Annotated in this window: 9 protein-coding genes and 4 pseudogenes; 2 read left to right on the forward strand and 11 right to left on the reverse strand. The window is 61.8% G+C overall.

The features are described 5' to 3' along the window. Positions 1 to 34: 34 nt before the first annotated feature. From RX331_RS08920 to RX331_RS08930, 3 genes and pseudogenes are all read right to left on the reverse strand, one after another. Positions 35 to 274, reverse strand: a complete 240-nt coding sequence (locus RX331_RS08920; RefSeq protein WP_317256215.1) for a hypothetical protein — start codon at positions 272 to 274, stop codon at positions 35 to 37. Beyond that, positions 271 to 1,109 (reverse strand): annotated as a pseudogene (locus RX331_RS08925) (ABC transporter ATP-binding protein). Before RX331_RS08925 ends, RX331_RS08920 begins: the two are co-directional and overlap by 4 nt. Before the next feature lie 65 nt (positions 1,110 to 1,174). Next, positions 1,175 to 1,642 carry an ABC transporter substrate-binding protein gene (locus RX331_RS08930; protein WP_317256216.1) on the reverse strand — a complete coding sequence of 156 codons (468 nt, stop codon included), beginning with the start codon at positions 1,640 to 1,642 and terminating at the stop codon, positions 1,175 to 1,177. A gap of 167 nt (positions 1,643 to 1,809) precedes the next feature. Between RX331_RS08930 and RX331_RS08935 the strand changes: the two genes are divergently transcribed. Beyond that, positions 1,810 to 2,202 (forward strand): LysR substrate-binding domain-containing protein, encoded by a 393-nt coding sequence (locus tag RX331_RS08935; protein ID WP_317256217.1) that lies wholly within the window; start codon positions 1,810 to 1,812, stop codon positions 2,200 to 2,202. A gap of 1,024 nt (positions 2,203 to 3,226) precedes the next feature. Then, positions 3,227 to 6,091, forward strand: a complete 2,865-nt coding sequence (locus RX331_RS08940; RefSeq protein WP_317256218.1) for an ATP-binding protein — start codon at positions 3,227 to 3,229, stop codon at positions 6,089 to 6,091. Positions 6,092 to 6,098: 7 nt separating this feature from the next. Here the strand turns inward: RX331_RS08940 and RX331_RS08945 are convergent, their stop codons facing one another. The 8 genes and pseudogenes from RX331_RS08945 to RX331_RS08980 form a co-directional block, all read right to left on the reverse strand. Beyond that, positions 6,099 to 6,818 carry a hypothetical protein gene (locus RX331_RS08945; RefSeq protein WP_317256219.1) on the reverse strand — a complete coding sequence of 240 codons (720 nt, stop codon included), beginning with the start codon at positions 6,816 to 6,818 and terminating at the stop codon, positions 6,099 to 6,101. 156 nt (positions 6,819 to 6,974) lie between these two features. Beyond that, a pseudogene (locus tag RX331_RS08950) lies at positions 6,975 to 7,555 on the reverse strand (redoxin domain-containing protein). A 34-nt stretch (positions 7,556 to 7,589) separates the two neighbouring features. Next, positions 7,590 to 9,350, reverse strand: a complete 1,761-nt coding sequence (locus RX331_RS08955; RefSeq protein ID WP_317256220.1) for an MOSC and FAD-binding oxidoreductase domain-containing protein — start codon at positions 9,348 to 9,350, stop codon at positions 7,590 to 7,592. A gap of 177 nt (positions 9,351 to 9,527) precedes the next feature. Then, on the reverse strand, positions 9,528 to 10,583 hold the full coding sequence (locus tag RX331_RS08960; protein ID WP_317256221.1) for an alpha/beta hydrolase: 1,056 nt from the start codon (positions 10,581 to 10,583) through the stop codon (positions 9,528 to 9,530). 88 nt (positions 10,584 to 10,671) lie between these two features. Next, positions 10,672 to 11,164, reverse strand: a pseudogene (locus RX331_RS08965) (VOC family protein); the annotation flags it as partial. Between the two features lie 90 nt (positions 11,165 to 11,254). Beyond that, positions 11,255 to 11,578 (reverse strand): annotated as a pseudogene (locus RX331_RS08970) (GlcG/HbpS family heme-binding protein); the annotation flags it as partial. Positions 11,579 to 11,749: 171 nt separating this feature from the next. Then, positions 11,750 to 12,448 carry a type 1 glutamine amidotransferase domain-containing protein gene (locus tag RX331_RS08975; protein ID WP_317256222.1) on the reverse strand — a complete coding sequence of 233 codons (699 nt, stop codon included), beginning with the start codon at positions 12,446 to 12,448 and terminating at the stop codon, positions 11,750 to 11,752. 206 nt (positions 12,449 to 12,654) lie between these two features. Continuing rightward, complete coding sequence (locus tag RX331_RS08980; RefSeq protein WP_317256223.1) at positions 12,655 to 13,362, reverse strand: hypothetical protein; 708 nt, start codon at positions 13,360 to 13,362, stop codon at positions 12,655 to 12,657. Positions 13,363 to 13,431: the final 69 nt, after the last annotated feature.

A 13,431-nucleotide genomic window follows, 5' to 3' on the forward strand; every position in this document is an offset into this window, starting at 1 on the left:
AATCGCGCGTGACCGCGAGCCGTCATGCCGCATCTCAAATCGTCTTTTCCGGCCCTTTCATCGTGGCGAGACATATGTCATTGTGGAAATACAAATGATCAGCCCGTTGGGCACAGGCCGGGCCGGGAAGGGAGATGTCGCTCGGTTTCGGAAACAGATAGACCGGGATCGAACCGAGGCGGCAGCCGATTTCCCAGATGCCCAGCAGCGCCACGCCGACGGCGAGCGGGGCGGCGATGCGTACGAAAGTCTCCGATTGCAACAGCGGTTTCATAGCGTGGCTCCCGATGCCGACGGCAGAGAGGCTTCGGCAAGCCAGGTCGACAGTTCGCGGCAGTAGGCGGCGAACCGGGCGATGTCGCGGAAATCCTGGCTGCGCGGTTGCGGTTCATCGATGGTCATGGTGCGGAAGACGCGGCCGGGGCTGGCGGCGAGCACCACGATCCGCGTCGACAGGAACACGGCTTCATAGATCGAGTGGGTGACGAACACCGTGGTCAGCTTGCGTTCCCACCACAATTTGATCAGGTCGTCGTCGAGCTTGTTGCGGGTGAATTCATCGAGCGCGCCGAATGGCTCGTACATCAACAGCAGGTTCGGCTCGGTGGCGAGTGCCCGTGCGATCGACACCCGCATCTTCATGCCGCCGGAGAGCCGGCGCGGGTAATGCCGCGCAAAGGCCGAGAGGCCGACCCGGGCGAGGGCGTCGCTGACCCGCGGATCGGCTTTGCCACGTGGCACGTCTGCGAGATCGAGCGGCAGCCGCACATTCGTATCGACCCGCGCCCAGGGCATCAGGTCGGCTCGTGGAATACGAAGGCGAGCCCGCGGCCTTCCTGGCCGACCTGTCCGAAATCGCCGCGCCACGACAAGATCCGACCGTCCGACGGCTGGATCAAATTGGCGATCAGCTTGAGCAGCGTGCTTTTGCCGCAGCCGGACGGGCGGAATTCACCCTCGGCGATCGTGAGGCCGATCGGTGCCAGGCCGCGGGTGCCGTTGGCGGAGACCTTTTCTGCGGACAGCACCTCGACCGCCGGGGGACTATCAGCTGCGCGGCGCGCGGTGTGCACGTCCAAGGGGGGGGCGCTGGGCAAGGGAGCATTCATGACAGGCTTCTTCGTGGAGTAATTATCGTCGGATCGCTGCAAGCTTCGTGCCTCGGCGCCGTGTGCTAGAAGGCGACCTTCAGATCCTTGACAAAGCGATCGGTGAACGCCTTGTGCCACTCGGTCTTGGGATCGAGCAGATCGGCCGCGACCAGGAAGTCATAGGTTTGCTTCCATCGCGCCGCCGTCATGGTGCCGATCCCGCCGGTGGCGGCGTCGCCGCCGTCAAGCGCTTTGGTCCGCTTCAGCCTGTCGATCGCGAATGCGATCTGGGCGTCGGTCATTTTCGGGTTGTCGGCCTTGATCAAGGCGTTGCCCGGCTCCGGGTTTTTGAAATAGTCCCGCCAGCCCTCAAGCGATGCCTTGACGAAGCGCGCCACCACATTGGGGTTCTCGGCGAGCATCTTCTCGGTGGTCACGATCGTCGAGCCGTAGGGCGGGTAGCCACCGTCGGCGAACAGGAAGAATTTTGCCTTCACGCCCTGCTGCTGCGCCTGGAACGGCTCGGACGAAAGATAGGATTGCTGCGACACTGTGGGGTCGGCAAAGAAAGGTTGCAGGTTGAACGTATAGGACGGATCTGATCGTCAGTGAAGCCGTACTTGGCACGCAGCCACGGCCAGAACGTCGTCCGCGACGAACCGGAGATCAGGATCGGCTTGCCTTTCAGGGCGGAGAGACCGGCAAGCTCGGCGCGGTGATGGCGCCGAACCATCCGCTCGCCAAACGCAATCAGATCCGACTCAGTGACTGCGTCGACTATCCGCTGGTGATTGCCGACGGGTCGACGGTGATCCGGCCTTACCTGGATTCGGCATTTGCGAAAGCTTCGCTGGAACCGCTGCCGATCATCGAAACCAACGCCATTGAGATCATGCGCCACGCCGCCATTCTTGATAATGGCATCACCTTTCTGACCCCGTTCGACATCGAGTTCGAGCGGCGCGTCGGCCGCCTGGTCTATGTGCCCGTGCGCGAGCTGGCGTACGAGACGCAGACGCTTATGCTGATCGGCCATGAGCGCGGGACGAGTGCCATCGCCAGCGTGCTCGCGGAGATGCTGAAGGCGATGATGCGTGAGGCCGCGACGTGAGCGACCGGGCGTGAGCCGCAGTCATTGCAGGGCAGGCCGCAGCCGCTTCGCGCTAATGCGATATGAAGACTGGAAGGAAGGATCTTGATATGCGACGAATGCCTATTTTCGGTCGGTTAAGCCCAGTGGTGCAACCAATAAGTCATTGATTGTTCTTGACCCGTCGCTATCTCTTTCCCCTAGGGAGCGCCAGCAAACTCAGGCACTTAGGTAGCCATAGCTGCTTTCGTTAAATAATGGTTGAATAAGACGCTCGTGAACAGCGGCGAACGGTTGGGGAATTTGCTGGCCGACATTGGCAGACTAGCCTCGGCGCGATGCCTCACTGTGATCGCGAAAAATTTCCTCTCGCCCTTGGTGTCCGCAAATATTCAAAGCGCCGCTGACATGCGCTGTCGTACGCAAGCGCCCTCGGATGTTCACATTGACGTTGCTCGTCGCACAAATCAACTCTTCCTGGCGAGCTTTTGCGAATAGGAGGGCCACGTGAGATACAATCGACGAGAGAGAACTGGCCGACAACAGTCACAAGTCAGTCTATCCGCTCCGAAAGCCGCAGAACCTAGCACGATGCCATTCGCCCAGCGGCTCACCTGCACGGTTGACGATGCATGCGAAGTGACCGGCTTGGGACGCACGAAGCTTTACGAGCAGATAGGGGCTGGGCGTATCGTCACGACAACGATCGAACGTCGGCGACCAGTAAAGGTGCACTCACTTCTGGCGCTCCTTGACGCCAACATGTCGAGCTAATGGACGTGCCGAGATCTGGCTAAGTGCCTGATTTTTTGACAAAGTTAGCGATGCTGCTCGTACGTTTCGGGTTTGCAAGCGCTGCAATGTTCAATACACTTTTTGCGGCACGGCGGCATGCTGCTCTTTGCACTGCCGCGCCTTATGCATCGAATATTCTAAGGGTCCGGATGGCGGCAAATTGTAATCTTGATCAGAGCAAAACGGTCTCTGAGAATCCAGGACCGTTCTATTTCTGTCAGACGCCGCTCCGGGGGTTCCAGCAGTGACAATGCCGGAAACAACGAGCGCCCGCACAACGCCGGGTCACGAACCCGAGACCGTGTCGTTTGGTCCATTCTCGCTCAGGACGCGGCTGCTCGAAAAGGATGGCGTGCCCGTCAAGCTGGGCGGGCGGGCAACGGATATCTTGCGGCTGCTGCTGAGCCGCGCGGGAGAGGTGATTCCGAAGGAGGAAATTCTCGCCTACGCCTGGTCAGGCCTCGTCGTCGAGGAAATCAGCCTGCGGGTCCACGTTGCAGAACTGCGCAAGGCGCTTGGTGATGGCAGGGACGGGGCACGCTACATCACTAACGTTCCCAGTCGTGGCTACTGCTTCGTCGCGCCGGTCCAACGCAGCACGCTGCCGGCCCCGCCTCCCCCGAACGCCGCCCCGGAGAAACCGGCGCCGGTCTCGCTGCCGCACCGGCTGGAGCGGATGGTGGGAAGGGAAGGAATCCTCCAGGATTTGTCGGCTCGTATATTGAGCGATCGCTTCGTCACGCTGAGAGGTCCAGGCGGAATTGGCAAGACGACCGTCGCCGTCGCATTGGCCCACGACATGCTGGCGGCGTTCGAAGGGCAGGTGTACTTCCTTGATCTCAGTCCTCTAAAGGACGCGACGCTTGTGGCGAGTAGCGTCGCTGCGGCGCTCGGCCTTGTGGTTCATCACGCCGATCCCACAGACAGTATCGTCGCCTTTCTGCGCGATCGTCGTCTCCTTCTCGTCCTCGACGGTTGCGAGCACGTGATCGACGTCGTCGCGGCGCTTGCGGAAAATATCCACCAGCGGGCATCCCACGTCAGTATCCTTGCAACCAGTCGGGAGTCGCTGCTGGTGCAAGGTGAGCAGATCTTTGAGCTTGTCCCGCTGCAAGCGCCGCCCCAAGGAGCTGGGCTGAGTGTCAGCGAGGCACTGAGCTATCCCGCGGTGCGGCTATTCATGGAGCGGGCGACGGCCGCAGGTCATCGGGCCGACCTTACAGATGACGACGCCGACGTGCTCGCGGAGATTTGCGGCAAGCTCGATGGCATTGCGCTGGCGATCGAACTCGCAGCGGTCCGTGTCGGTGTTCACGGGTTGCGGGAGGTGGCAACGCTGCTCGACGGCCGCCTGAAGCTGGAATGGCGCGGACGGCGAACCGCGCCGCCGCGGCATCAGACGCTCGGCGCCACGCTAGACTGGAGCTATGGTCTGATCGACGAGAGCGAGCGGACGACGCTGCGGCGTTTGGCGATTTTCGCAGGCCAGTTCACGTTGCAGGGCGCGCTTGCCGTGGCGGGCGATGCGCGCTTGCCGGCCGATCAAGTCGTCGATGCGCTCGGGCAACTCGTCGCCAAGTCGCTGGTTTCGGCGCGGCCGGATGGAGTCTCGACACGCTATCGGCTGCTCGACACCACCAAGGCTTATGCCATGCAGAAGCTGGTCGATTGCGGCGAAGCGCCGGGCACGGCCCGCCGGCATGCCGCCTACGTTCAGCAGGTGCTTGAGGCAACGATGGCGGCCGAAGCGAGCGGGGGCGGTCAGGCACCTCGTGCACAGGAGCGTGCAAGTCTGCTTGCCGACGCCCGAGCCGCGTTGACCTGGGTCTATGCCATTGATGACGGCGCCGACCTGCGCGTGCCGCTGGCGGGCGCCTGCGCCAGATTGTTTGTCGAACTCAACCTGCTGAACGAGGGGCGTATCTGGTGCAGTCGCGCGCTCGCGGACCTTGATGACAGCAGTCGCGGAACCGCATGGGAGCTTGAGCTCCAGTCGACGCTGGGTCATGCCTTCATGTTCACCGAGCGCAACAGCGAGCAGGCTGAGGAAGCGCTACGTCGCGGTCTCGAGATTGCGGAAGGTCTCGATGATTTATCTCACAAGTTCAGGCTGCTGGCGCGACTGAACATGTTCTATCGCCGGACCGGCGAGTATCAGCACCTGCTGCCGGTTGCCCTCGAGGCCGAGAAGGTTGCGCGGGTGATCGGCGACCCTGCCGGGCTCGCGGGCGCCAAAGCCCTTGTCGGAGTCTCCTATCACCTTGTCGGCAACCAGACCGAAGCGCAGGTCCATCTAGACGAGGGCGTACAGGGGGATGCGGCGTTGCGCAGCGCCCAGCCGGGGCATTTTGCCTACGCGAGAACGCCGCAGATTCCGCTGGCGCGCGTCCTGTGGTTGCGCGGCTTTCCGGACCGGGCGGTCGAATGCGTTCGCCCGCTGACGAGCACCGCTGCGCCGCGCGACGTCGTGATGCACAGTATCGCGCTGTGCTGGTCAGCATCTCTGTACGGATGGGTCGGCGACTGGGAGGCGGTCGAATCATTGGCCGGCCGGTTATCCGCCCATGCCGGCATTCACGGACTGACACCTTATCAGGCCGTTGCTGCTGGCTTTCGCGGGCAGATCATGATTGCCCGCGGAGAGCTGAAGGCCGGCATCGACCTGTTGCAGTCTTCGCTGCCGCGCCTGCATGCCGACCGCTACGAACTCTATGCATCCGCCTTCGCTGCCGAGCTGTCGCACGGCCTGGCGGCATTGGGCCGGTTGCCGGAAGCTCTCAAGGTGCTGAACGAGACGATTGCGCGCGTCGAGCCGGAGGGCGCCGCCTTCGACATGCCCGAGCTGTTGCGGCTGCGGGCCGAGCTCGACGCGCGTCGAGGCGACCTTGAAGCTGCGGAAGCAAGCCTTGCGGAAGCGGTCGTGCTGGCCGAACAGCAGGGGGCGTTGTCCTGGCGGCTGCGAACGGAGATGTCGCTTGCGCAGCTCCAGCGTCGGAAGGGCCTCCCGGATGCACTGACGGGGGTGGCTAAAACCTATGCCCGGTTCTCCGAAGGATTTGAGACCGCCGATCTGAAGGCCGCGAGGCTCATGCTGAACGAGACGCCAGCGCGATAGCGATGGCTCAGCCGAAGTGAAATGCGGAGAGATCGATCGAGACCATCAGGGTCTCGAGCATCGGCATCAAGTTGTTGTCACGCAGGTAAACTCTCCGCCTGGTCGGGATCCTGATGCCGTCGACGCTGACTGGGTCTGAAATGTACTGGGCAGCCGAAAAATTCCCGGCGATTTCCACGCTGTAGTCATGCCGCCGAATGAGCATGTCGGGGCCGAAATAGAAATCCTGCTCGGCGCTGTGGCTTGCGATCGTGGCAGGGAAGGTCGCGCGAAGTCCGCGCCAGACCTCCGCACCTTCGCGCCATGGTTCGATCTCCCGGAGCTGAAATCCCTCCATCGCAAGCAGGAAGGGCGTGGTCAGACAGGTCCAGAGGGCGTAGCCGTTGAAATAGCCGCGATGCAGCGGATCCCAATGCGTGCGCATGTCATGCTGCGCAAATGACGCGCGTGGGCTGTTTCGTTCCGCGATGACGCGCTCGTCTTCGGCGACAATGGCGATGTGCCCGGGCGTGAAGTCCATGCGCTGGCCAGGCCTTCCGAACGGCGCGATGGATGCCCGCTCGCGATGCAGATCGATCCGCATCGTTCGCGGCGTTTGATCCTGCTCGATTTGCTTCAGGGCCCACAAATCTCCGCCGCATCTGATCGTCGCCGAGAGATGTTGGTGCGCCTTCCACTGGCGCAGGCCGCCATGGGCCTCGATCGCATCTGCCAATAATGGAATCATCGGCGGTTACCTCTTGCATGGGCTGCCTTCGCCCAACTGACGTAACCCCAAACGCCGCCATTCGCCCGTTAAGCGTTGTTATGCCCTGTTGTATTTGCTGGCCAAATCCGTAGAAACCCGGAAAAAAGGTCGTCTTTTTATCCGCTTCTACGCGCGTCACCGAGGGGTTTGAGCGTAAGTCTTGCCGTACGGATAGAAGCGCTCCTTGCGGCCCTGTTGCCATGCCGCCTTGAGCTCCGCTGTCGTAATGTCCCAGTCCGGCCGGCATTTCATGGTGATGGCGCGTAGGTCCAGCCGGAGTTCCTCGACGGTCGGACGACCGAAGAACCAGTAGCTGTTGTAGATCTTGTGAATGAGAAGGCCGGGCTGCAGCACGATCACATGCGGGATCATCGGGTTGTGAACGGGGTCGGTGTATTCGGCGATGTCGAGGTCCTTCTGAACGATGCGCCGGGAGTCGGAGAGAAAGGTCCAGTGCGCTCCCACGCCGCTGCGGTATTCGTGGTGATATTGTCGGTCGTGATGGTGACCAGCCGGCAATAGCCGACCCCCATCTCGCGATGGAGTTCGAGCAGGCCTTCAGCCTGACGGCGATCCTTGGGACAGAAGCCGCCGCGGCCGAGCACGACCACCATCGGATCCTGTTCCTGCAGCTCCGAGAGCTTGCGATGCTTTCTGGTGTGATCGCTGAGCTCATAGTCGGGAAAGACCGCGCCTTGGATCATGTCGGATCGCATTTGATCTTCTCTGGGTTTTGCGAAATCAGCACATTCACAAATCAATCACGACATCGCCTGCCGGCTGTGCGCAGCAGATCAGCACATTGCCGTCCGACGGTGCATCGATTGGGTCCGGCCGATAGCCGACAGTCCCCGCCACGAGCCCGCTCTCGCAGGTGTGGCAGACGCCAGTTCGACACGCAAAGCGCACGGGTACGTCGCAGGCCTCGGCCAGCTCGAGCAGGGTCTGGAACGATGGCCCCCAGTGCACATCGAGACCGCTACGGGCAAACGAAACCATCGGTCCCGTTGCGACGGCCCCTGCGGGCGGATGCGGTTGTCGGCGCGGCGAGGCCTCGATGCCGGGAGTAATGGATGGGCCGGCGCCGAACAGCTCGGTGTGGACCTGAGTCGGCGCGACGCCCAGCGCGACGAGGCCGGCGGTCAAATCACTCATGAAAGTCGACGGACCGCAAATGTAAAAATCAGCATTGGGCGGCAGGTCAAGTTTCTGGACCGCCCGCATGTCGAGGCGCCCCGCCGCGTCGAAATCGACATTGGGCCGATCCTTGGGGTCGGGCGAGCTGTAGCAAACGTAGCTATGGTAGTGGGCAAGCGAATTGAGCAGCCCACGCGTCTCTTCGGCGAAAGGATGCTCGCGGCCGTTACGTGTTCCGTGCAGCCACCAAACTTCCCGCGTCGACGCTTCGGCCGCCAGCACGTGAAGCATCGAGAGCACCGGCGTCACGCCGATCCCGGCACTTAGCAACACAACAGGCGTGTCGCCGGGGCGCAGTGTGAAGTCGCCGCGCGCCGCGCTTGCCTGGACGATGTCGCCGATCTGCAGCCTGTCGTCGATGAAGGCGCCGGCCGCACCGTGCGCTTCCCGCTTGATGCTGATGCGATAGTGGGATGCGCCGGGTTCCCCCGACAGTGAATAGCTGCGCATCAGCGCAGGCACAGATGCCGGCTCGAACCGCAGCACCACAAACTGCCCGGGGAGAGCGGTCGCGATCGGCTTTCCGTCCACCGGCTCGAGCAGCAGCGAGATCACGTTGCCGCTCTCGCGCACCTTGCGCGAGACACGGAAGGGGCGAAATCCACGCCACGCCGGCGGCGGCCCAGCCGCGGCATTGAGCCCTGCGTTTCCCGTCGTTGTAGCGCCGTCACGCGCCTGCGTGAGCAGCGCTTCGAGAGATCGGCGCCACCCGACGCTCAGCATCGGGATGCGCAGCGCCCGCTCCAACTGGCCGCGGGGGTGACCCGGCTTGTAAAGGAGGGCATCGATCTCGGACACGGTCATGTGCTCCGGTCCGGAAGCGACCTGAACGATTTCGTCGCCGGCCTGTACCTGCCCTTCCTCCAGCACACGGAAATAGAAGCCGGGCCTTCCGTGCTTGACCACCAGTGCGGCCATCTCCGGCTCGTTCATACGGATGCCGAGGCGGTAACAGGTGACGCGCGGCTGCGTTACCTCGAATAGCGCACCGCCGATACGGTAACGATCTCCAATGCACACCTCCGCATCCGACAGGCCGTCGACCGTAAAATTCTCTCCGAACTGCCCATGAACGAAGTCGTCTCGTCTGAGATAGCGTTGCCAATACCGATAAGAATCCAATTGATAGACGAATACAGCTCGGCGTTCGCCGCCGTGACCATTCAAGTCCCCCTGGCCGTCACCGTCCAGGTTGAGGCGACGCGCCATCCGCGGCCCCTCGACCGGCGTCTTCCAGATGCCGGTGTGCACCGTTTTGCCCTGCCAGACGATGTCACGCGGCAGACCAACATTGACTGAAGCCAGTCGTCCCATCACAGCCGACCCTATCCAAGCAGGAAAGATGGCGCAAACTGGATCAGCATGACCAGGATGATCGCAACCAATGCCGCGATTGTGACTGCCTTGCGCATTCTCGTTTTCCACTTGCTGGAGCGAGGCAACCTGCGGGCCGCCAACTGGCCAGCCCGCAGATCCCGCTCTGGCGTCCCGTCAGCTGTCGGCGACGACGTCAATGATGGCGTCCGCGAATGCGCGGGGCGCTTCCTGAGGCAGATTGTGCCCGATGCCACCCTTGACGGTCCGATGCGAATATTTGCCCGAGAACTTCTTGGCGTAGGCAGCAGGCTCGAGATGCGGTGCGCCGTTCGCGTCACCCTCCATGGTGATGGTGGGTACGCTGATGACCGGAGCCTCGGCAAGTTGCTTCTCAAACGCGTCGTATTTTGCTTCGCCTTCGGCAAGGCCTTGCCGCCAGCGGTAGTTGTGAATCACGATCGCGACGTGGTCCGGATTGTCGAACGCCTTTGCGGTACGCTCGAAGGTCGCATCATCGAAATTCCATTTCGGCGAGGCGAGCTGCCATATCAGTTTCGAGAACTCGCGGCGATACATGTCGTAGCCGGCCCGGCCGCGCTCGGTCGCGAAATAGAATTGATACCACCATTGCAGCTCGGCTTTCGGCGGCAACGGCTTCTTGCCGGCTTCCTGGCTGCCGATCAGATATCCGCTGACCGAGACCAGTGCCTGGCATCGCTGCGGCCAAAGCGCCGCCATGATGTCGGCGGTTCGCGCGCCCCAGTCGAATCCGGCAAGGGTCGCCTTCTGGATCTTGAGGGCGTCCATCAGCGCGATGATGTCGGTTGCGATCGCTGATGGTTGTCCGTTGCCGAGAGTCGCATCGGACAGAAAGCGGGTGTTGCCGTGGCCGCGCAGGAACGGAACGATGACGCGGTAGCCTTCAGCCGCGAGAAGGGGCGCCACGTCGACGAAGCTGTAGATGTCATAGGGCCATCCGTGCAGCAGGATCACCGCCGGTCCTTCCGCCGGACCGGCTTCGGCATAGCCGACACTGAGCACGCCGGCATCGATCTGCTTCAGCGGCGCGAACGATGTATGCGTGCCCGGGTTGACTGGCCCAAGATCGGCCGGCTTCGGCTTCGACAATTGGGCTTCGGCCGCGCCGCTAAACGCGAGCTGGCTCGTCACAAATGTGAGGGCGGCACCGCCGACCAGGCGGCGACGATCTTGATCGATCTCATTGGACATAGGTCTCTCCCGTGAGTGTGGGCTGCAGCAGTGCGGTGACGCCAGTCAGGTCGCTCGAACCTTCCGATGTTTTGATGCCGGGCTTGGGGGCTGACGCTCCCCTGACCACATTCGTCAGTTCCGGAGTGAAGCTTGTATCGCCTGGCGCGATGTGTCCGGTCAGTCGCGCGGTGACTTCCTGGAACACCCACGCGTTGCCATCGGGATCGCTGAACGAGGCGTAGGATGCGTAGCTTTTCCGTTCCGGATTTGGGCCACCGACCAACTCTTTCGAAGCGGCATGATGGAACACGCCGCCGGCGTCATGGAACAGCTCGCTGATCGCGACACCACGGCGGAGCAGGTCGAAGCGGGCGGCCTCGACGTCGGACACGATCAGGTGCAGCCCCTTCGCCGAGCCTGGTGCCGCCGTCGTGACGTTGGTTCCGAAGATGATCGAACATCCGGATCCGGGCGGCGTGAACTGGATCACCCGATAGTCGTCGCCCGTTGCGTAGGTCGAGCCTCCAACCAAGGCCGCTATAGAACCGCTTGGCGCGATCGACGTCGGAGACCGGGATGACGACGACTTCAAGCTTCATGTCCGATTTGTCGGCGGTCACGGATTCCCGGAGTGCCGATTCCAGGATGTCGACGTCCTGCTCAACGGTGCCACCGCTTACGCCAACGCCCGCAACCAATTGACCCTCGACGACGAGCGGTGCTCCACCGCCCATCGAACAATACCGACCCCCGGATACTCCCATCAGAGGGAACAAAGGTTGCCCTGGCTGTACGAGCGGGAAAATGTCGGCTGTTCGAAGTCCCACTAACGCAGACGTGTAAGCCTTCCGCTCCGATAGATCGACCGCAAAGACCGGCGCTCCATTCATGCGATATTTGAGGATAATGTTGCCGTTGATGTCGATAATTGAAACCGCGACCGGTACGCCAGCTTGCGCTGATTGCGCCTCAATGAGTCCGGCAATGTTTTTCGCATAGGTGAGTAAGTCCATGGCGGGTGTCCTTGCATGCGGATTGTGGAGAAAAGTAAAGTCAGGACTGCGTCACGCTTTGAACGTATCGCCCTGCAGTGGTGCCAACCTTCGCCCTATTGAGAGACGCTAATCAAAGCGCCTCTCCGGCAGGAATTCGCAACCGCATCGATGGATGCTAGCCTGCGAAGCTCAGGCAGCCGGCCTGACGCGCTGCTTTACGGCGGCGAGCAGGGTGTGCGCAGCCGGGCCCGAGGAATGCGGGTTCTGACCGGTGATCAGCAAGCCGTCGCTGACGACATGAACTCCCCAGTTTGCCGTTTTCGAGAAAACGGCGCCGAGCTTCAGCATCTCATCTTCGACAAGGAACGGTACCACCTTGGTGAGGCCTACATCTTCCTCTTCGCCGTTGGTAAAGCCGGTTACTTCCTTGCCCTGTACGAGGGGCTTGCCTTCGGGCGTCTTGACATGACGCAGAGCACCGGTGGAATGACAGACGACGGCGATGGTTTTGCCGGCGGCGAGGAAGGACTCGATCAATTTGACCGAGTCCTTGTCCTCGGCGAGATCCCACATCGGGCCGTGACCGCCGGGATAGAACACCGTGTCGTAATCTTCCTGCTTGACGCTGTCGAGCCGCACGGTCTTGTCGAGCTGCGCTTCCGCCTCTTCGTCGGCCTCGAACCGAAGGGTGAGTTCGGTGCGGAATTCGGGCTCGTTGCTCTTCGGGTCGAGCGGCGGACGGCCTCCCTTCGGGGATGCCAGCGTCACGTCGGCGCCGGAGTCCTTGAAAACGTAGTAGGGAGCAGCAAGCTCTTCGAGCCAGAAGCCGGTCTTCCGTCCGGTGTTACCCAGTTGGTCGTGGGAAGTGATAACCATCAGCACCTTCATGATTGTCTCCTGTGTCTGCGTTCGTTGAATGAAACGCCGCTCCTGATTTTTGTTGAGAAGTATCGGCGCAATTCCGTTCGAGTTCGTGTATTTGGCCGTTTCCCATGAACACACCTTGTACCCAAATGCCGCTGTTGGCTCGTTAGACGTTGTTAGGCGTTGCAAGTGGACGCTAGGATCGTGTGAGGGAGAGCGAGAAGGCGTCGCTATTCGAACGTGGCGTCAAGGACTTCCACATGGAGCAGGACCGATTTGGGAGCCGCGGTTCCATCGGACCGCAGTGCGAGCGAACGCCGGTGTGTCGGAATGAGGACGTCGCTGAATGCCTGATGCGCCCAGGAATAATCCGCGACCTGCATGCCCAGGAGATCGTGGTCGAGGCGCCGCTGCAGGCTGTTCTCGTCAAAATAAAAGATCTGTTCCGGAGATGACGTGACGATATCCGGCGGGAACAGCGCGCGCAGTCGCCGCCATGTCTGGTCGTTCTCCCTCCAGGGGGATAGCTCTTCGACCGTCACGTCCGGGCGCGCCAGGAGAAAAGGCGTCGTCAAGTAATTCCAGATCGAGAAGCCGCAGAAAAACACCAGGTGCAGATCATCCGCGAGCGCATCATTGCGGTGATCCAGGAATTGGAGGCTCGGATTCAGCCACGTCCGCAGCACCTGGCCATCCAGATTCTCGATCGTGATCGAATCCGGTCGATAGGTGCCGCTTTTCTCGCCGCGCGTCAGACCCGTGAAACGTACCGATTGGGTACGCGTGGAGCCCTCCGCAATCAGCTCCTTGAACTCGCGCGCATGTCCGACGCGGGAAAACAGCGTTCCCCTGATCGACAAATGAAGGGTGAAGCGCTGCAGCCTGTTCCATCGCGGCATGCTTCCGCTGGCTTCAATCACGTCGTCGAGAAGTGCCATGCTCTGTCAGGTCCGTCATGGGGTGTGGGGACCATGACCCGATCAGGGCGGCTTGGCGCGTTAGATGTT

This window comes from Bradyrhizobium sp. BWA-3-5 (assembly GCF_032917985.1).
In the GTDB taxonomy this organism is placed as follows: Bacteria; Pseudomonadota; Alphaproteobacteria; order Rhizobiales; family Xanthobacteraceae; genus Bradyrhizobium.